19 protein-coding genes, 2 tRNA genes and 1 riboswitch are annotated in these 19,099 nt (G+C 63.8%); of the genes, 12 read left to right on the top strand and 9 right to left on the bottom strand.

The genetic code is table 11. The features are described from left to right. Positions 1–97 precede the first annotated feature (97 nt). The 4 genes from BKM74_RS14860 to BKM74_RS14875 all read right to left on the bottom strand — a co-directional run bounded on the left by BKM74_RS14860 (position 98) and on the right by BKM74_RS14875 (position 3,310). Positions 98–571: a (2Fe-2S)-binding protein gene (locus BKM74_RS14860; protein WP_086466502.1), complete on the bottom strand. Its 474-nt coding sequence runs from the start codon at positions 569–571 to the stop codon at positions 98–100. A 156-nt stretch (positions 572–727) separates the two neighbouring features. Further along, entirely contained in the window at positions 728–1,402 is a 675-nt protein-coding gene (locus tag BKM74_RS14865) for a CoxG family protein (RefSeq protein WP_086466503.1), read from the bottom strand. A 139-nt stretch (positions 1,403–1,541) separates the two neighbouring features. Continuing rightward, entirely contained in the window at positions 1,542–2,489 is a 948-nt protein-coding gene (locus BKM74_RS14870) for an ABC transporter substrate-binding protein (RefSeq protein WP_086466504.1), read from the bottom strand. 20 nt (positions 2,490–2,509) lie between these two features. Next, positions 2,510–3,310: an ABC transporter permease gene (locus BKM74_RS14875; RefSeq protein ID WP_086466505.1), complete on the bottom strand. Its 801-nt coding sequence runs from the start codon at positions 3,308–3,310 to the stop codon at positions 2,510–2,512. Then, positions 3,300–3,413, bottom strand: a riboswitch (TPP riboswitch). It overlaps the preceding gene by 11 nt. A 62-nt stretch (positions 3,414–3,475) precedes the next feature. On the opposite strand from BKM74_RS14875, the gene BKM74_RS14880 reads away from it, so the two are divergent. Then, positions 3,476–4,624 carry an acetoin utilization protein AcuC gene (locus tag BKM74_RS14880; protein WP_245825955.1) on the top strand — a complete coding sequence of 383 codons (1,149 nt, stop codon included), beginning with the start codon at positions 3,476–3,478 and terminating at the stop codon, positions 4,622–4,624. Between the two features lie 9 nt (positions 4,625–4,633). Then, positions 4,634–5,101 carry a DUF192 domain-containing protein gene (locus tag BKM74_RS14885; RefSeq protein WP_086466506.1) on the top strand — a complete coding sequence of 156 codons (468 nt, stop codon included), beginning with the start codon at positions 4,634–4,636 and terminating at the stop codon, positions 5,099–5,101. A 14-nt stretch (positions 5,102–5,115) separates the two neighbouring features. On the opposite strand, the gene BKM74_RS14890 is transcribed toward BKM74_RS14885, so the two are convergent. After that, a complete protein-coding gene (locus BKM74_RS14890) occupies positions 5,116–5,778 on the bottom strand; it encodes a class I SAM-dependent methyltransferase (RefSeq protein ID WP_086466507.1) in 663 nt (220 codons plus the stop codon). A gap of 116 nt (positions 5,779–5,894) precedes the next feature. Between BKM74_RS14890 and BKM74_RS14895 the strand changes: the two genes are divergently transcribed. The 3 genes from BKM74_RS14895 to BKM74_RS14905 all read left to right on the top strand — a co-directional run bounded on the left by BKM74_RS14895 (position 5,895) and on the right by BKM74_RS14905 (position 6,445). Continuing rightward, positions 5,895–5,971: transfer RNA gene (locus BKM74_RS14895), tRNA-Pro, on the top strand. A 38-nt stretch (positions 5,972–6,009) separates the two neighbouring features. Next, entirely contained in the window at positions 6,010–6,315 is a 306-nt protein-coding gene (locus BKM74_RS14900) for an ETC complex I subunit (RefSeq protein WP_086466508.1), read from the top strand. Between the two features lie 53 nt (positions 6,316–6,368). Continuing rightward, a tRNA-Arg gene (locus BKM74_RS14905) sits at positions 6,369–6,445 on the top strand. 19 nt (positions 6,446–6,464) lie between these two features. Here BKM74_RS14905 and BKM74_RS14910 read toward each other — a convergent pair. Continuing rightward, a complete protein-coding gene (locus BKM74_RS14910; RefSeq protein WP_086466509.1) occupies positions 6,465–6,671 on the bottom strand; it encodes a DUF3185 family protein in 207 nt (68 codons plus the stop codon). Between the two features lie 199 nt (positions 6,672–6,870). Between BKM74_RS14910 and BKM74_RS14915 the strand changes: the two genes are divergently transcribed. Then, positions 6,871–8,616 (top strand): sensor domain-containing diguanylate cyclase, encoded by a 1,746-nt coding sequence (locus BKM74_RS14915; protein WP_086466510.1) that lies wholly within the window; start codon positions 6,871–6,873, stop codon positions 8,614–8,616. A 5-nt stretch (positions 8,617–8,621) separates the two neighbouring features. Here BKM74_RS14915 and BKM74_RS14920 read toward each other — a convergent pair whose 3' ends face one another. Beyond that, entirely contained in the window at positions 8,622–9,113 is a 492-nt protein-coding gene (locus BKM74_RS14920; RefSeq protein WP_176342554.1) for a GNAT family N-acetyltransferase, read from the bottom strand. Positions 9,114–9,243: 130 nt separating this feature from the next. Here BKM74_RS14920 and BKM74_RS14925 point away from each other — a divergent pair, with 130 nt between their 5' ends. From BKM74_RS14925 to BKM74_RS14935, 3 genes are all read left to right on the top strand, one after another. Next, positions 9,244–11,133 (top strand): ABC-F family ATP-binding cassette domain-containing protein, encoded by a 1,890-nt coding sequence (locus BKM74_RS14925; RefSeq protein ID WP_086466593.1) that lies wholly within the window; start codon positions 9,244–9,246, stop codon positions 11,131–11,133. 112 nt (positions 11,134–11,245) lie between these two features. Beyond that, the gene (locus BKM74_RS14930) at positions 11,246–11,830 is read left to right on the top strand and encodes a cysteine dioxygenase family protein (protein WP_086466512.1); all 585 of its coding nucleotides are present in this window, start codon (positions 11,246–11,248) and stop codon (positions 11,828–11,830) included. Between the two features lie 7 nt (positions 11,831–11,837). Continuing rightward, positions 11,838–13,430, top strand: coding sequence for a rhodanese-like domain-containing protein (locus tag BKM74_RS14935; RefSeq protein WP_086466513.1), 1,593 nt, complete (start codon positions 11,838–11,840; stop codon positions 13,428–13,430). A gap of 7 nt (positions 13,431–13,437) precedes the next feature. Here the strand turns inward: BKM74_RS14935 and hisI are convergent, their stop codons facing one another. Next, positions 13,438–13,839: a phosphoribosyl-AMP cyclohydrolase gene (hisI, locus tag BKM74_RS14940; protein WP_086466514.1), complete on the bottom strand. Its 402-nt coding sequence runs from the start codon at positions 13,837–13,839 to the stop codon at positions 13,438–13,440. Continuing rightward, positions 13,836–15,017 (bottom strand): cystathionine beta-lyase, encoded by a 1,182-nt coding sequence (metC, locus tag BKM74_RS14945; protein ID WP_086466515.1) that lies wholly within the window; start codon positions 15,015–15,017, stop codon positions 13,836–13,838. Before metC ends, hisI begins: the two co-directional genes overlap by 4 nt. Before the next feature lie 396 nt (positions 15,018–15,413). On the opposite strand from metC, the gene BKM74_RS14950 reads away from it, so the two are divergent. From BKM74_RS14950 to BKM74_RS14960, 3 genes are all read left to right on the top strand, one after another. Next, entirely contained in the window at positions 15,414–16,454 is a 1,041-nt protein-coding gene (locus BKM74_RS14950; RefSeq protein WP_086466516.1) for an amino acid ABC transporter substrate-binding protein, read from the top strand. 80 nt (positions 16,455–16,534) lie between these two features. Then, complete coding sequence (locus BKM74_RS14955; RefSeq protein ID WP_086466517.1) at positions 16,535–17,731, top strand: amino acid ABC transporter permease; 1,197 nt, start codon at positions 16,535–16,537, stop codon at positions 17,729–17,731. Positions 17,732–17,734: 3 nt separating this feature from the next. Next, positions 17,735–19,084, top strand: a complete 1,350-nt coding sequence (locus tag BKM74_RS14960; RefSeq protein ID WP_086466518.1) for an amino acid ABC transporter permease — start codon at positions 17,735–17,737, stop codon at positions 19,082–19,084. Positions 19,085–19,099 lie beyond the last annotated feature (15 nt).

Raw genomic sequence — 19,099 nt, forward strand, 5'->3', positions numbered from 1 at the left:
CCGGAATAGGGCGGGTGGCGCAGGAACTGCCCGGTTTTCCGGGAACTGTCCGCCGGCGTTTTTGCCGGTTCTTGACTTCCTTGCTTTATTGGATTCGTCAGGCGGCGCCCATCTTCTCGGCGCCGGCTTTGATGGCCTTCACGATGTTGTGGTAGCCGGTGCAGCGGCAGATATTGCCTTCCAGCCACTCGCGGATGGTGTGCTCGTCCGGCTTCGGATCGTGCTTCACCAGGTCGATGGCGCTCATCACCATGCCCGGCGTGCAGAAGCCGCACTGCAGGCCGTGATGCTCGCGGAAGGCTTCCTGCATCGGGTGCAGCGTGCCGTCCTTCGCCAGCCCTTCGATGGTGGTGATCTCCGCACCGTTCGCCTGGACTGCCAGGGCGGTGCAGCTTTTCACCGATTCGCCGTCGATATGAACGACGCAGGCGCCGCACTGGCTGGTGTCGCACCCGACATGCGTGCCGGTGAGCTGCAGGTTTTCGCGCAGGAACTGCACCAGCAGGGTGCGCGCCTCAACCTCTCCAGATACCGGCTTGCCGTTCACTTTCATGGAGACGGAAATGGCCATACGAACCTCCCAGTGTTCGGTATTTCGATGTGTGGCGGTCTTGCGGTCGCCGCAAGCCGCCCTTGAACTTCATGATTAATATTACTCTCCCGCGCGGCACAACCAAGGTCAAGCAGCGGTTGCATGACAAGGCGATGTTGCGGGGGAGAAGTGACCTCAGCCCGCGAAGAAGGCGACGAGGGCGACGATGGCGGCGGCGAGCGACACCAGGATCATCGGCGGCACGCCATGCTCGTAGGACGGCACGGGTGCCGGCGCTTCTGCTGCGGTTGGCGCGTGGTGCGGTGCCGGTGCAGTTGTCTGGGCTGTGGCTTGCGGCGTCGGAGCAGCCGGTGCAGCCGTCTCGGCCGGGGTTGCAACAGCAGCAGCCGGAGCCTCGATGGGGGCGGGACCGGCGACAACCTCGGAGAATTTCTCGAAAAACTCGCCGGACAGTTTCTTCGCCGTCGAATCGATCAGGCGGGAACCGATCTGCGCCAGCTTGCCGCCGACATTGGCGGTGACCGTGTAATGCAGGATGGTTGCGTTGGGGCCATCCTCTTCCAGCCGCACCTTGGCGCCGCCTTTGGCGAAGCCGGCGGCGCCGCCCTTGCCCTCGCCGCTGATGGTATAGCTTTCGGGCGGGTTCAGCTCGGACAGCGTGACCTCGCCACCAAAGGTGGCACTGACCGGGCCGACCTTGGCCTTCACCTTGGCGCTGAACTTGTCATCGCCATGCTTTTCGATGGACTGGCAGCCGGGAATCGCCTGGCCCAGGATGTCCGGATTGTTCAGTGCCTCCCAGACCTTCTGGCGCGGTGCGGGAATACGTTGTTCGCCCGTGAGCTCCATGTCGCTCTCTCTCGCTATCGGCTTCGGCTGTGCCACCCCCGGCGCAGTGCGCCAGGGACGGCGTTTCGCCCGCAACCTTAGTCGAGCGTCCGGAGGGGGGCAAGCACGCCCCGGCCCCTATCCGGTGTGCGGCGGTATATTAGTAAGGCAGTTCCACCGCGTAGCTGGAGACCGGCTTGATCTCCCTGATCAGCTTGGCGTCGAACAGGAACCGGGCAAACCGGTCATAGCGCGCATTGTCCATCGCCGCCGGCCGATGGGCGAAGCGGGCCAGTGTGTCGAACCAGGCGCGGCGGTTCAGCTCGTCATCCAGTTCCGGCCGCTTGGCACGGAATGTGTCCCAGGTTTCCTGCGGATGGTTGATGAGATACTGCGTGCCCTTCTCGACGGCGGTCAGGAACCGGCGCAGGCGCGGATCGCTAATGCTGTCCCTGTGCGCGACATAGATCAGCTGGTCGAAGGGCGGTACGCCATGTTCCTCGATGAAGAAGGGACGGCCCTTCTTGCCGATGAGGTCCATCTGGGTCAGTTCGAAATTCCGGTAGGCGCCGACCACCGCATCGACCTTGCCGGAAGCCAGCGAGGGCGAGAGCGAGAAGTTCACGTTCACCAGCGTAATGTCGTCCAGCGTCAGCCCGACCGAGCGCAGCACCGCGCCGAGAACGGCTTCCTCCGTGCCGCTGACCGAGAAACCGACGGTCTTGCCCTTCAGGTCGGCAACGGTTTTGACCGGACCGTCGGCCAGGGTGAGGATCGTGGAGAGCGGCGTGGCCACCAGCGTGCCGATGCGCACCAGCGGCAGGCCCTGGTCGGCCTGCAGATGCAGCTGCGGCTGGTAGGAGATGGCAATCTCCGCGCGCTTCGCCGCGACCAGCTTCGGCGGGTCGTTCGGGTCGGCTGGTGCGATCAGCTCAATCTCCAGATTTTCATCGGCAAAATAACCCTGGTCGAGTGCCACGAACAGCGGCGCATGGTCGGGGTTTATGAACCAGTCGAGCAGCACCGTCAGCTTGTCGGCGGCATGGGCCTGCATCGGTAGCGCGACGATAGCTGCAAAAGCGAGCGAACGCAAAAGCTTGCGGATCATTCCTTATATCCTATCGAGGGTTATCTGAGGTCCGAATGATCGGTCTCCGGCTGCCAGTGCAGGATGCGCCGGCTGGCCAGGTCGATCGTGAAATAGAGGGTGATGGCCATCGCCGCCAGCACCAGCAGCGCGGCGAACATCAGGTCGATCTGCAGCCGGGCATTGGCGTGCAGCATCAGGTAACCGAGGCCGGCGCTGGACCCCACCCATTCGCCGACGACCGCGCCGATCGGGGCGACGGCGGCGGCGATGCGCAACCCGGCGGCAAGGCCGGGCAGGGCGGCCGGCACGCGCACCCGCCAGATCAGCCGCCAGCCATGGCAGCCCAGCGTGCGGGCGCTGTCGATCCAGGCCCGGTCGGTGCGGCGCAAGCCATCATGGAAGGCGGCGGTTACCGGGAAAAAGATGATGAGGGCCGCCATCGCCACCTTGGAGGCCAGGCCATAGCCCAGCCACAGCACCAGAATCGGCGCCAGCGCGAAGACCGGGATCGCCTGGCTGACCACCAGCACCGGCATCAGCCAGCGCCGGACCTCGCCGGACAGTGCCATAACCAGCGCCGTGGAGACGCCCAGCGACACGCCCAGCAGCAGCCCGACGACGATTTCCGTCAGGGTTACGCCAGCATGGGGCAGGATGATGTTGCCGCGCTGTATCAGGGCGTCATAGACATCGGCCGGGCCGGGCAGCAGGAAGGATTCGATGCCGGTCAGCGACACCAGCGCCTGCCAGGCCAGCAGCAGGCCGGCCAGCGTCACGGCGGGGCGGAACAGCATCCAGCCCAGGGCGCGCATATATCGGAAAAAGAGTGTGCCGTGCATGTCCTCTTCCCTACGCCCGTGCTAACGGGATCAGGTTCTTGGGGTCGTCGCATCCCCGCGTGGGAGGCGACCTCTCAGCCTTATGGCTCCCCCGAGGTCGGCGCGAACTATGGCACAGGCATTCCGTCATGCAAGGGGCGATCTGCGCATGCCACGATTGACCGCATGCGGTCGGCGACGTACCTGAAGCTCATGCTTGAAAAGCCGATCCTTCTGGGCAGCGACATCTACCGGCACTCGATCTATGGCCGGAAGCATCCGCTGTCGATCCCGCGCGTCGCGGCGGTGCTGGATATGATCCGGGCGCTGGGCTGGTTCGATGCGGGACGTTACCGTGCCGTCGAACCGGCGACGCGCGAACAGCTCGTCCGCTTCCACGCGCCCGATTATGTCGATGCGATCATCCGGGCGGAGGAAACACGGACCGTCCCGCCGGAGGATCAGGAGCGCTACAATATCGGGCGCAACGGCAACCCGGTCTTCGCCGAGATTTTCCGCCGGCCCGCCACCTCCTGCGCTGCCTCCATCCTGGCCGCCGGGCTGCTGAAGGAGGGCGGGGTGGTGCATAATCCGGCGGGCGGTACGCATCACGGCCGGCCCGACCGGGCCAGCGGATTCTGCTATTTCAACGATGCGGTCCTGGCGATCCTTACCTTTCTGGATCAAGGGCTTGAGCGCATTCTCTACATCGATCTCGACGCCCATCACGGCGACGGGGTGCAGGACGCCTTCCATGACGAGGAGAGGGTGCTGACGATCTCGATCCACGAGCAGGGTCGCTGGCCGCGCACCGGCGCTCTGGATGACCGGGCTGGTGGCATGGCGCGCAACATCCCGGTGCCCGAAGGCTTCAACGACGATGAACTGGCTTATCTGGTGGGCGAGGCGCTGCTGCCGACGGCGCAGCGCTTCCGGCCGCAGGCCATTGTGCTGCAATGCGGCTGCGACGGGCTGGAGGATGATCCGCAAAGCCGGCTGTCGCTGTCCAACCGGGCGATCTGGGGCGCCGTGGAGACGCTGCACCGGATGGCGCCGCGCGCCCTGGTGCTCGGCGGCGGCGGCTATAATCCCTGGGCGGTGGTGCGCTGCTGGGCCGGCATCTGGGGCGTGCTGAACGGCCACCCCCTGAACGGACAGGCTCTTGACGATCCGCTGCCAATGCCGGCGCAATCGCTGCTGCGGGAGATTGTCTGGAACCACAGCCGGGGGCGCACTCCGCCGGAACACTGGTTCACCACGCTGGCGGACGATCCGCGCCCCGGTCCGGTGCGGCCGGAAATCCGGGCGGCGGCCAGGGCAATTCTGGAGGATTAAGGTTTGGGAATGCGGAAATTATTCTCTCTGGTGCCGGCTCTGGCGCTGCTGCTGGCCTTCTGGACCGGCAATGCCACCGCGCAGGGGGCTGCAAGCTTCGAGCGCAGCGGCCTGATCATCGAAACGGCGCAGGGCCAGCAGCACCGGTTCGATATCGAACTGGCGGTGACACCGGCGCAGCAGGCGCAGGGGCTGATGTATCGCCAGCGGATGGCACCCGATGCCGGCATGCTGTTCCTCTATGACCGGCCGCAGAGTGTCGCCATGTGGATGAAGAACACGCTGATCCCGCTGGACATGCTCTTCATCGACACGAAGGGGCGGATCACCGGCATCGAGGAACGCACCGTGCCGTTCTCGACCCAGACCATCGAGTCGCCGGGCCTCGCCAGCGCCGTGCTGGAACTGAACGCCGGCACCACGGAGCGCCTCGGCATCCGCGTCGGCGACCGGCTGGTGCATCCGGCGTTTCAGTAAACCTACCGCTTGCCTTACCGCTTCCGGGCCAGCGTCAGCCCGTCGCCGATGGGGATCATCGCCGGGGTGACGCGCTCGTCCTTGGCGATCTTCGCGTTCAGCGCCCGGATGGCGAGCGTGTCCTCATCCTGCTTCGCCGAATTGATGACGGAGCCGCCCCACAGCACATTGTCCACGCCGATCAGCCCGCCGGGCCGCAGCAGGGTCAGGGCCGCCTCGTAATAGCGTTCGTAATTGCCCTTGTCGGCATCGATGAAGGCGAAGTCGAAGCTGCCGGCCTGGCCGTCGGCGATCAGCGCCTCCAGCGTCTCGGTCGCCGGGGCAATGCGCAGGTCGATCTTGTGGTCGAGGCCGGCCTCCTGCCAGTAGCGCCGGCCGATCCCGGTCCATTCCGCATTGACGTCGCAGCAGATCAGCGTACCGTCGGCGGGCAGCGCCATGGCCACGCACAGCGCGCTGTAGCCGGTGAAGGTGCCAACCTCCAGGCAGCGCTTCGCGCCGGTCAGCTCGACCAGCAGGCGCATCAGCTGGCCCTGTTCCGGGGAGATCTGCATGCCGCCGGCCGGCAGGCTGGCGGTTTCCTCGCGCAGCCGGGCCAGCAGGGCGGACTCGCGCACGCTGGACCCAATCAGATAGGCGCGCAAATCCTCGGTCATTCCGGTTGTGGTGCGGGACATGGTCTGTTCCTTGAGAATCGTTCGCTGCGACAAACCTACCGCCCCGATTGCCGGGAGGGAAGATGCGCAATATCCTGCTTGCGCCGCCTGCCTTAAATCCCTAGTTTCCGGGCATTCGGGGTGTAGCGCAGCCTGGTAGCGCGCCTGCTTTGGGAGCAGGATGTCGGCGGTTCGAATCCGTCCACCCCGACCAGTTTAAGGCCGGGCTATTCGCGAGTGAGGGGAAAGACGATGTTGGCGCGCATCTATCAGCCGAGCAAGACCGCCATGCAGTCGGGCCGCGCGGGCACGCACCGCTGGGTCCTGGATTATGCGCCGGTGACGCCGCGCCGGCCGGAGCCGCTGATGGGCTGGGTCTCTTCGGGGGACACGATGAACCAGGTGCGGCTGCGCTTCGCGACGAAGGAGGAGGCCATCGCCTACGCCCAGAAGGAGGGCCTCCAGTTCGTCGTCGAGGAGCCGAAGGTGCGGACCATCAAGCCGAAGGCCTATGCCGACAATTTCGCCACCAACCGCATGCAGGCCTGGACGCACTGAGGCGCCGCAGGCCCGCAAGCTTCAGTATCCGGATATGGCCCCGTAGCTCAGCTGGCCCCGTAGCTCAACTGGATAGAGCACCGGCCTTCTAAGCCGGATGTTGCAGGTTCGAGCCCTGCCGGGGTCGCCATTCCATCAGGCCGTGAGCCTCAGCGCCGGCCGAAGATCAGCAGCGCAACGCCACCCACGGCGGCAGCGACGCCGGCCACCAGATACCACATGGTTTCGTCCGTATAGCGGCCGGTCAGCGTGTTGGAGAGTTCTTCGACCGGCGCTTGTGTCGCCTGCTGCGCGAAAATCAGCAGCACCACGCCAATGGCGAGGGCGACAATTCCGACGATCCTGCTCGTGTTCATTCTTTTTTCCTTTCGCTTGCCTGATCGGTTGATCCTGCGGTAGCCGGCCACTCACAACCGCGCGCGGCAGGCCCCTATGGCGAGAACAACCCTGTGCGGGGCTATTTTGTTCCGCCAAAGCGGGAATAAGCGCTTACATCTTGGGCGGGTGAACGGGTACTCTCCGTTACCCTTTCATCTTTGCTGGCATTCCCGCCTCATGCCGTTGGCCATTCTTTCCCGTTCCTTCAAGAGCAGTCTCCGGGTTCGCGTCTTCCTTCTGACCGTGATCGTGTTCGCGGCGGTCGGCGCCTGCGCCTATCTGGCCTTCAACTCGATGGTCGATCGGGCGATCATCCGGCTGGGGACGCTGTTCGCGGAAAAGCAGGTGCTCTATGACCGGTATCGCGGGCTGGAGACGCTGTTCCGCGAGGCCTCGCTGGCTGAAACCCTGGCGCGCGCGCCGACGATCCATGACTGGGCCAGGGATGAGGACGACCCGGAGAAACGCGCGCGCGGCATCGCCGAACTGGAGCATTACCGCCAGGCCTTCCGGGACGGCAGCTATTTCTTCGTTATCCACGAGTCCGGAAATTACTATTTCAACAACAAGGCCAATGAGTTCGCCGGCAACCAGCTGCGCTACCGGCTGACCCAGGACAATCCGCGCGATGGCTGGTACTTCAAGACCATCCAGGAGAGCCGGGGCTGCCAGCTCAACGTCGATCATGACGACAATATCCGGGTCACCAAGGTCTGGGTGAACTGCAAGGTTGTCGAGGACGGGCAGGTGCTGGGCATCATCGGTACCGGCATCGACCTGACCGATTTCATCCGCGAGGTGGTGAACATCCCGCAGATCGGCGTGGACAGCATGTTCATCGATCACAGCGGCGCCATTCAGGCGCACCGCGATCCGAACATGATCGATTTTCACAGCCTGACCAAGGATCTGAAATCGAAGAACACGCTCTTCGCGCTGCTCGACCGGCAGCAGGATGGCGATGCGCTGGCGCGCATGATGGAGGAGGTGTCGCGTGGCGGAAAGTCGGTCGCCTCGCGGTTCGTGACCATCGGCGGCAAGCGCTATCTGGCCGGCATCGGCTATCTGGAACAGCTGGGCTGGTACAATGTCAGCCTGATGGATGTGGATCGCATCATCGAACGCGACCTGTTCATGCCGATCGCCGCCTTGCTGGGGGCGATGCTGGTGCTGGCGGCGGCTCTGGTGACCCTGCTGTTCAAGCGCAGCGTGCTGGACCGGCTTTCCGGGCTGGAAAAGGCGCTGCACCAGGTCGAGGCCGGCGACTACAAGCCTGGTGCGGACGAACGCGGCGGCGACGAGATCAGCCGGCTGTCGCGCGCGCTGACCCACATGGCCAAGGCGGTGGGCGATCATACGCATCTGCTGGAAGCGCTGGTGAAGGAGCGCACTGCCCGGCTGGAGAAGCTGGCCAATCACGACAGCCTGACGGAACTCTATAACCGGCGCGGTTTCCTGGAGGCAGTGGAGCGCGAACGCAACCGCGCCGCCCGGTCCGGCGAAAGGCCGGGCCTTCTCATCATCGATCTTGACGATCTGAAGAAGGTCAATGACAGCCATGGCCACAAGGCCGGCGATATAGTGCTGATCGAGGTCGGCCGACGGTTGTCGAAGGTTGCCCGGAACTACGATGTCTGCGGCCGCTGGGGCGGCGATGAGTTCGTGCTGCTGGCTGCCGATTGCGACAGCAAGAGCCTGCGCATCGTGGCCGACAAGATACTCGCGGCGATCACCAGCAAAGCAGTCGGCATCGGCGAGGGCACGACAATCCCCATCGCGGTCAGCATCGGCGCCTGCCTGACCGACCCGGCGCGGCCGCTGGACCATTTCATTCCCAATGCGGATACAGCGCTCTATGAGGCAAAAAGGGATGGGCGCGGCCGGGCCGTGATCTTCGAGGAGCTGATTCCGCCGACCGTGTGAGTTCTCTAGGCGGCGGGCTGATCCGGTCCGGCCAGGCTCCGCAGCGCGGCGCCGGTGATTGACATGCCAAGCTCCCCGGTCTCCTGCATGCCGAGGCCGGTATAGAAGCTGCGCGCCGGGTTCCAGTTCAGCACGTTCAGATCGACGCGCACGCAGTCACGCTCTATCGCAAGCTGGCAGATATGGCGCATCAGCACCTTGCCGACGCCATAGCCACGCGCCGTCTCGTCAACATAGAGGCTGTCCACGAACAGGCAGGGCTTGGCCTTGAAGGTGGAGTAGGTGGGAAACAGGGTGGCAAGGCCGGCGGGCGCCCCCTTCACCTCGGCCAGCCAGGCTTCGTAGCGCGGCGCCGGGCCGAAGCAGTCGCGCTCCACATCGGCCAGGGTGGCGAGAAACCAGTCCTCCGCCTTGATGAAGCGGGCCAGGGCCCGGGTCAGCTCCAGCACGGTCCGGGCATCCTCGGGGCGGGCGATACGAATCGTTACGGCGGACAAGGGACTGGCTCCTGCTGGGATCGAAAATGGGCCGGCACGGTGCCGTCTGGCACACATCCTGTCAATCATATGCGCGGAGGACAGGTAAGGCTTTCACCGGGCAGTGGCGGCGTGCTATCTCGCAGGCACCATGCTGCAAATTCAGAACCTCACCTTCCGTATCGCCGGCCGCGTCCTGTTCGACGAGGCTACTGTCGCCGTACCGACTGGCCACAAGGTCGGCATGGTCGGCCGTAACGGCACCGGCAAATCGACATTGCTGAAACTCATCACCAACGATCTGCAGATCGATGGCGGGTCAATCGGCTTTGCCGGCAAGCCGCGCATCGGCAAGGTGTCGCAGGAAGCGCCGGGCGGCAGCACGACCCCGCTGCAGGCGGTGATGGCCGCTGATACCGAACTGACGGCGCTGCGCCGGGAAGAGCTGACCGCCAGCGACCCAACGCGGATCGCGGAAATCCAGATGCGCCTGGCCGATATCAGCGCGCATACCGCCGAAGCGCGGGCGGCGGCCATCCTGGCGGGCCTCGGCTTCGATGCTGAGGCACAGAATACGCCGCTGGACGATTTTTCCGGCGGCTGGCGGATGCGTGTCGCCCTCGCGGCCACGCTGTTCACCCGGCCTGACCTGCTGCTGCTGGACGAGCCGACCAACCATCTGGATCTGGAAGCCACACTCTGGCTGGAAGGCTATCTGAAGCATTATCCGCACACGATCCTGCTGGTCAGCCATGACCGCGACCTGCTGAATCGCGCGGTCGATGGCATCCTGCATCTCGAGCATGCGAAGCTGACCTATTACCGCGGGAACTACGATAATTTCGTCCGCCAGCGCGCGGAAAAGCTGGCGCAGCTGGATGCCCAGAAGCGGAAGATCGATAGCCAGCGCAAGCATATGCAGGCCTTCGTTGACCGGTTTCGCTACAAGGCCAGCAAGGCCCGGCAGGCGCAGAGCCGCATCAAGGCCATCGAGAAGCTGGGCAGCATCGTGCTGCCGACCGACGATGCTTCGGTCGTGTTCCGCTTTCCCGAAGCGGACGAGCTGGCACCGCCGCTGATTTCCTTCGACCATGTGTCGGTCGGCTACGAACCGGGCAAGCCGATCCTGCGGCAGATCGGCATCCGTCTCGACCCGGACGACCGGATCGGCCTGCTGGGCGCGAACGGCAACGGCAAATCGACGCTGGCCAAGCTGATTGCCGGCCGTCTCCAGCCGATGCAGGGCGACCAGCACCGGTCGGCGAAACTGCGTGTCGGCTTCTTCGCCCAGCACCAGATCGAGGATCTGGATGCCGGCAGGACGCCCTACGATCACCTGAAGGATCTGATGCCGGACGCCCGCCCGGAAAAGGTGCGTCAGTTTCTCGGCAGCTTCGGCTTTTCCAAGAACAAGGCCGATGTGTCGGTCTCGGCGCTGTCCGGCGGCGAGCGTGCACGCCTGACGCTGGCGATGATGGCGGTGGAATCGCCGAACCTGCTGATTCTCGACGAACCGACCAACCATCTGGACGTCGAGGCCCGTGACGCGCTGATCCAGGCGCTGAACGAGTTTGCCGGCGCGGTGATCATCATCAGCCATGATCCGCACCTTCTGGAACTGACCGCCGACCGGCTGCTGCTGGTCGCCGATGGTTGCGTCACGCCGTTCGACGGCGATATGGACGATTATCGCAAGCTGATCCTGGGGCGTGCCCGCGAAGCGCGCGAAGAGGCGGCGGAAAGCGACCCGAAGGCGGACATGACCGCCGAAGAACGGCGCGAGGCGCGCCGTGCCGCCGCCACGCACCGCAAGAACCTGGCCCCCTTGCGCAAGCGTGCCCAAGCCGCGGAACAGCAACTGCAGCGGCTCAACGCCGAGCATCAGCGAATCGCCGCCGCGCTGACCAAGCCGTCGATCTATGACGGTCCGAAGGAAAAGCTGGCGGAACTGCTGCGCGCGCAGGGCGAACTGGAAAAGAAGATATCCGAGACCGAGTCGGCCTGGCTGGAAGCCGAGGCCGCGCTGGAAGAGGCCAGCTGACCCTCCCTGGAAAGGCCGAACCTTCTGGCATGGCCGGGCTGCATGCTGCCGGCTTGCCCCTTGTCCGGCGCCGTCATAGGCTTGGCTAACAAGCCTTTGAGGGAGGACAAGAATGAGCAGCACCGCAGCGCGGCGCGCCGAGGCTGTCGCGGAAACCGTTGCCCGGATTCGCACCATCGAGAAAGAACAAGGGGTTAGCCGCGCTTCTTTGGAAGCCATGAGGGTTGAACTTGCGGCTCTGGCGCGGCAGAAGGAGCTGTTTCCACGCAGCGATTTCCCGGCTGCCGATCTGCGCGACGACGTGTTCATCCGGCTGTCGGAGGATGATGACAACCGCTTTGCGCTCTATCTGAATTCCGGCCTGCCCGGCAAGGCGAGCTCGCCGCACAATCATACGACCTGGGCGGTCATCGCCGGCATTGAGGGGGCGGAGCACAACAAGATCTACCGCCGCATTGACGATGGTAGCGATCCCGGCCGCGGCCGCGTCGAGGTCGCGCGCGAAGTCACCGTCGGGGTCGGTGAATCGCTGGGGTTCATGCCGGAGGATATCCATTCGATCCATGTGCTGACCGAGCAGCCGATCCTGCATCTCCATATGTACGGCAAGGGGCTGGAGCAGCTTCATGACCGGGTTTATTTCGACATGGAGAAAGGCACCTGCCAGCGCTTTCCCTCTCTCCCGATCGTGCGGTGAGGCGGGCATGGCAAGGCGCATTTCGGCAGCCGATCTGAAGGGCTGGATCCGCGACGGCGGCGAACTCGCGATTCTCGATGTCCGGGAGCAAGGCAGCTATGGCAAGCGGCATCTGTTCTGGGCCGCCAACGCACCGCTGAGCCGGCTGGAGCTTGACCTGCCCCGGCTGGTGCCGCGTAAGGGTGCGCGCATCGCGCTCTGCGATGGCGGCAACGGGCTGTCTGAGCAGGCGGCGGAGAAGCTGGCACGCTGGGGCTATCGCGACGTTGCCGTGCTGGAGGGCGGCGTCGATGGCTGGGCGCATGCCGGTCTGGAGCTGTTCAGCGGCGTCTATGTGCCGTCCAAGGCGTTCGGCGAGTTCGTCGAACATGAATATGGTACGCCCTCGGTTTCCGCCGACGAGTTGAACGCCATGGTGGCTTCCGGCGAGAAGCTGGTGATTCTCGACAGCCGGCCGATGGATGAATATGCCACGATGAACATCCCCGGCGGCATCAATGTGCCGGGGGCGGAGCTGGCCTTCCGGGTTCACGATATTGTGCCCGATCCCGATACGACGGTGGTGGTCAACTGCGCCGGGCGTACCCGCTCCATCATCGGGGCGCAGTCACTGATCAATGCCGGCGTCCCGAACAAGGTGGTGGCGTTGCGCAACGGCACGATGGGCTGGCACCTGGCCGGCTACACGCTGGAGCATGGCCAGATGCGCCGTTATGGCGAACTCAGCGATGCCGGGCTGGAGACGGCCCGCAAGCACGCTGCCGATGTTGCGCAACGGTTCGGCGTGAAGAAGATCGACCGCGCCGGCGTGGACCGTTTCCGCGCCGAGGCGGAAGAGCACTCGCTCTATCTGCTTGATGTGCGCGATCCGACCGAGTTCGAGGTCAGCCGTGTGCCTGGTTCACTGCCGGCGCCGGGCGGCCAGCTGGTGCAGGCGACCGACGCTTATGTGGCGACCCGTAATGCCCGCATCGTGCTGATCGACGATCACGGCGTCCGCGCTACCATGACCGCTTCCTGGCTCATCCAGATGGGCTGGAAGGAGGTCTATGTCTATGAAAATGCGCTGGTTTCCGAGACTCTGGAGACGGGTCATTTCGTCGCGCCGGCACTCGGATTCGACCGCGAGCCGATGAAGAGCGTCTCGCCCGAATCGCTGCAGATGCTGATCGAGGCCGACTCGGCGGTTGTCGTCGATGTGGCGCGCAGCCTCTATTACCGCGATCACGGCCATGTGCCGGGCGCCTGGTTCGCGATCCGTGCCCGGTTGGCCGAGGCGCTGAAGAGAATGCCGGAATCCGCGCATTACGTTGTGACGTCCGAGGATGGACGGCTGGCCAAGCTGGCGGCCTACGATCTGGCGGCGCTGACGGATGCGCGCGTCACGGTGCTGGCCGGCGGCACCGACAGGTGGCGCGCCGACGGGCTGCCGACGGAGAAGGGCATGACGCGTCTGGCCTGCGAGCCGGACGATGTCTATCTCCGCCCCTATGACCGGGAGCAGGGCATCGAAGAGGCGATGAACGAATATCTGTCCTGGGAGATCGAGCTGGTGCGGCAGATCGAACGCGACGGCGACGCGACCTTTATCAAGTTCTGATGCTGCGTCAGTGCTGGTGGCCGCAGCCGCCGTACAGCGCCTTCGGATCGACCTCGACCGGCATGATCTCGACCAGCTCGCCGCCGCGCACGGCGCGGTAGAAGCAGCTGCGCCGCCCGGTATGGCAGGCGACGCCCAGCTGATCGACCTTCAGCAGCAGGGTGTCGCCGTCGCAATCGACGATCAGTTCCTTCAGGGACTGCACCTGGCCGGAGCTTTCGCCCTTGCGCCACAGCGCCTGGCGGGAACGCGACCAGTAGCAGACGTGGCCGGTGGCCAGCGTCTGCTCGATGGCGGCGCGGTTCATCCAGGCCATCATCAGCACCTCGCCGGTATCGTGCTGCTGGGCGATGGCCGGGACCAATCCGTTCGCATCAAACTTGATGATGTCGAATAGCGTCTCGCTCATGCGGCGGCCTTGAGTTTGTTCATCCGCTCGAAGCCGGCCTCCAGGTCGGCGATGATGTCCTTCGGGTCCTCCAGGCCAATATGCAGGCGCAGCAACGGGCCTTCCGGGTTCCAGGCCTCTACGGTGCGCGGCGGATAGCAGGTGGTGATGAGGCTTTCATAGCCGCCCCAGCTGGCGCCGATGGAGAACAGGTCCAGCCCTTCGATCATCGCCGCCAGCGCGGACTTCGGTGCATCCTTCAGCACCACGCCGAACAGGCCGCTGGCGCCGGTGAAATCGCGCTTCCACAGGGCGTGATGCGGATTGCCGGGCAGGGCAGGGTGCAGCACCCGGGAAACTTCCGGCCGCTTCTCCAGCCATTCGGCGACGGCCAGCCCGTTCTGGTGGTGCTGCTTCAGCCGCACCGCCATGGTGCGCAGTCCGCGCAGGCCCAGATAGGCGTCGTCCGGGGCCACGCAATAGCCCATCGCGCTGGTCACCGCGGACAGCGGCGCGAAATGATCGTTCTTGGTGACCACGATGCCCAGCATGGCGTCGGAATGGCCGACGACATATTTCGTTGCGGCGTGGATCGAGACATCCACACCCTTGTTGAAGCTGTCGAAATAGAGCGGAGTCGCCCAGGTATTGTCGTGCAGCACCACGCAGCCGGCCTTGTGCGCGGCCTCGGCGATGGCCGGGATGTCCTGGATCTCGAAAGTGTGGGTGCCCGGCGATTCGACATAGACCAGCTTCGTGTTCGGCCGAATCAGCTCGGCGATGCCGGCGCCGATGCCGGGCGCGAAATAGGTCGTCTCCACACCGGCCTTCACCAGCACGCTCTCGCAATATTTGCGGGTCGGCGCATAGACCACATCACAGACGAGAATATGATCGCCGGCATTCACATAGGCCAGGATCGACGCTGCGATCGCCGCCATGCCCGACGGGTAAAGCAGGGCGCGGTCGCCGCCTTCGATTTCCGCCATTGCCTCCTGCAGGGCAAAGCTGGTCGGCGTTCCGTACCGGCCATAGGCCATGTCGCGATACAGGTCGCGGTTACGGTTTTCCCAGGATTCGAGCGTCTTGTGGGTGATCGTCGAGGCGTGAAAGACCGGCGTATTGATGATCCGGTTCTCGGTCGCAACCTTCCGCCCCAGATGGGCCAGCATGGTTTCCTTGGACATAGTGTTCTTCATTTCTGGTGGCTCCCATGGGCTGAGGAGGGCTGATGCGTGAAGGCCAATCGGGCTGACCGTTACCTAGAGGCGCTTGGAAACTGGTGTCAAGCCCTGCTGCCTGTCATGAAGTTTTCGGCCTGAGTACCCTGGAAAACAAGGCTTCTCGTACTTCGTGCCGCGTGTTTCGAGTCGAATGCTTGCCAAATGTTGCCATGGCATGGTGGAATACCTGCCATCGAATAACGAGGGCCTAGAACTTCGGCAGTTGATCGGAATTTGGGCAACAAGGTCGGAGAAAAGGCCGGAATTTTGTTCGATACCGGGAAGATCGGTTTGGCGCGCGGTTTGCTATGCACTCCATACCGGCCTTTGCGGGCTGTACGATAAACCATAATTAACAGGGGTGGTTTCAGGATGAAAAAGCTGAGCCTTTTGGGTCTCGGACTCGGTCTGCTGGCGGGTTTTGCCGTCACGGCCGGGACTGCGGCGGCCCAGAGCACACTCGAACAGATCAAAGCGCGCGGCCATCTGCGGTGCCAGGTTGGCATTCCGTCGCCGGGCTTTTACATGCTCGATCAGAATGGCAACTGGTCCGGTAGCGATGTCTCGATCTGCCGGGCCGTCGCGACGGCCGTCTTCGGCGATCCGTCGAAGGTCGAATTCCAGTCAGTGACCAGTGCTGTGCGCTTTACCGCGCTGGCCAACGGTGAATCCGACATGCTGTCGCGCACTGCGACCTGGACGCTGTTCCGCGACACGCAGCTCGGTCTGAAGTTCGCCAACATCAACTTCTATGACGGCCAGGGCTTCATGGTTAAGAAGTCGCTCGGTCTGAAGAGCACCAAGGAGCTGAAGGGTGCCACGGTTTGCGTGCTGACCGGCACCACGACCGAGCTGAACATGACCGACTACAGCCGGACCCTCGGCCTGGATCTGAAGCCGATCGTGTTCGAGGACAACAATGTTCGCGACCAGACCTACGATCAGGGCGGCTGCGATGCGGTCACCAATGACAAGTCGGGTCTGGCCTCGACGCGTGCCAAGTTCGCCAATCCGAACGACCACGTGATCCTGCCGGAGACGATTTCCAAGGAGCCGCTTGGCCCGGCCGTGCGTAATGGCGATGACCAGTGGTTCCAGATCGTTCGCTGGTCGGTCTTCGCGCTGATTGCGGCCGAGGAATACGGCGTCAACTCGAAGAATGTCGATCAGATGAAGGCCAGCCCGCCGAATCCCGAGGTCGCGCGCTTCCTCGGCGTCGAGGGCGAGCTTAGCAAGGGTCTCGGTCTCGAGAAGGACTGGGCCTACAACATCATCAAGCATGTCGGCAATTACGGCGAAGTGTACGAGAAGTACATGGGCGAAGGCCCGGGGGCCATCGGCATCCCGCGCGCCGGATCGCAGAACGCGCTGTGGACCGAGGGCGGGCTGATGTACGCCCCGCCGTTCCGGTAAGCACTACGAACAAGCGCCCGGTTGGGATTATCCCGGCCGGGCGTTCTTCGTAACACAGTTTATTTTTGCGGAGTTCTGGGATGGCGATGCTGGAAAAAGGATCGCCGGCGCGGGAGATGTCGTTCGCCTCGATGGTGAATGACGAGAGGTACCGCGCCGTCTTCTATCAGATCGTCGCGTTCGCTGTGATCATGTGGTGTGGGTGGTTCCTGTTTACCACGACGTCACAGAATCTCGCGACACGCGGCATGAGTTCGGGGTTTGACTTTCTGGGCAATACGGCAGGGTTTGCGATTGCCTGGCACATCATTCCCTACGAACCGACGGACAATTACGGCCGGGTCTATCTCGTCGGCATCACCAACACGCTGATTGTCTCGGTCGTCGCCATATTCTTCACGACGATCGTGGGCTTCATTGTCGGCATCCTGCGGCTGTCGAGCAACTGGCTGATCGCCAAGCTGGCGGGCTGGTATGTCGAGATCCTGCGCAACACACCGCTGCTGCTGCAAATCCTGTTCTGGTATCTCGCGGTCTTTTCGGTGCTGCCGCAGCCGCGCAACAGCCTGGCTATTCTGGGCGCTTTCGAGCTGAACAATCGCGGCTTCTACATGCCGGCGCCGATTCCGGGCGAGCTGTTCTGGCTGACCATGCTGGCGATTGTCGTTGGCGTCGCCGCGACCCTGCTGCTGGCGAATTTCGCCAAGCGGCGGCATCTGGCGACGGGGCACCGGATCAATATCCTCTGGCCGTCACTCGGGCTTCTGATCCTGCTGCCGCTGGCGGTTTTCCTTGTTACCGGCGCGCCGCTCAGTTTCGACTATCCGGTGCTGCAGGGCTTCAATTTCACGGGCGGCACGAGCGTTCCGCCTGCCTTCTGCGCGCTGCTGATCGCGCTGGTGGTCTATCATTCGGCCTTTATCGCGGAGAATGTGCGCGCGGGCATCCAGTCGGTCGGCCACGGCCAGACGGAGGCGTCCTATTCGCTGGGGCTGCGCCCCAGCCTGACGGTCCGGCTGATCGTCATTCCGCAGGCGATGCGCGCGATCATCCCGCCGCTGATCAGCGTGTGGATGAATGTGGTGAAGAATTCGTCCCTGGCGGTCGCCATCGGCTTCCCGGATCTGGTCTCGGTCTTCATGCAGACCTCGCTGAACCAGTCCGGCTATGCGATCGAGATCGTGGCCATGGTGATGCTGTTCTACATGACGGTCAGTCTCAGCATTTCCTCGGCGCTGAACGTCTATAACAAGTCCGTCCAGTTGAAGGAGCGTTGAGCGATGGCCAATACCGATGCCACCGAAGTAACGTTCCGGCCGAAACCCAGCCTGCCGCCGCCACCCAATACGGTGGGGCCGGTGGGCTGGCTGCGCCGCAACCTGTTCAACAGCTGGTACAACACGCTGTTGACGATCCTGGCGGCCTGGCTGCTCTTCTACTTCTTCAGCAATCTCTATGACTGGGGGATTGCCAAGGCGGTGTGGAAGGCGGACAGCCGCCGACAGTGCCTGGACACCAGCCCCGACGGTGCCTGCTGGGCTGGCGTGTTCCACTGGTTCAACGCCTTCATGTATGGCCGCTACCCCTATCTGGAGCAGTGGCGGGTGAATTTCAGCTTCGTGGCGCTGGCCGCGTGGATGGCGCCCTGCTGGATTCCCCGCGTCACCGGCAAGATCGGCATCGGCATCAGCGCGGTTCTGGTCTTTCCGTTTTTCGCCGGCTACATGTTCGCCGGCGGGGACAAGGGCCTCTTCGTGCAGCTCATGCTGTCAGCGGCCATCGTCACCTTCCTGTCGATCTGGCTGCATGTCGCCTGCTGCCTGTTCACCGGCCGCTCCTTGCCGGCGACGATTCTGGGGCTGGCGGGGAAGGGCGATGATGCCGACCTCAAGGTACAACGCAATGTCCTGGTCGGGGCCTTCCTGGTCGCGCTTGCCATCGTGTTCGCGATCCAGATGCCCTGGACGCTGCGGGAGATCCCGACCAACAACTGGGGCGGCCTCTTTCTGACTCTGGTGATCTCGGGCATCGCCATCACCACCGCCTTGCCGGCGGGGGTCGTGCTGGCACTTGGCCGGCGGTCAAAGATGCCGGTCATCCGCACGGCGTCGATCGTCTTCATCGAGCTGTTCCGCTCGGTGCCGCTCATCACCATCCTGTTCATGGCCGTGACCATGATGCCGCTGTTCCTGCCGGAGACGATGGTGCTGAACAAGCTGATCCAGGTGATCATCGCGGTCTGCCTGTTCGCGGCTGCCTATATGGCGGAAATCGTCCGCGGCGGCCTGCAGGCTATCCCGCGCGGCCAGTATGAGGCGGCCCAGTCGATGGGTCTCAGCTACTGGAAGATGATGGGGCTTGTGGTCATGCCGCAGGCGCTGAAGCTGATGATCCCCAACATCGTCAGCAATTTCATCGGCCTGTTCAAGGACACCACGCTGGTCTCGATCATCGGCCTCTATGATCTGCTGCTGATGCTGAAAGCGGTCAGCCAGAACCCGCAATGGAACGGGTTGCACACGGAGCCTTTCGTGTTCGGGGCCTTCGTCTTCTTCATCTTCTGCTATGCGATGTCGCGGTACAGCCAGCACCTGGAGCGTACTCTGGGTGCCGGTCAGGCGCGGCGCTAGGAACGGGAGTCATTC

The organism is Oceanibaculum nanhaiense (assembly GCF_002148795.1).
Lineage (GTDB): Bacteria > Pseudomonadota > Alphaproteobacteria > Oceanibaculales > Oceanibaculaceae > Oceanibaculum > Oceanibaculum nanhaiense.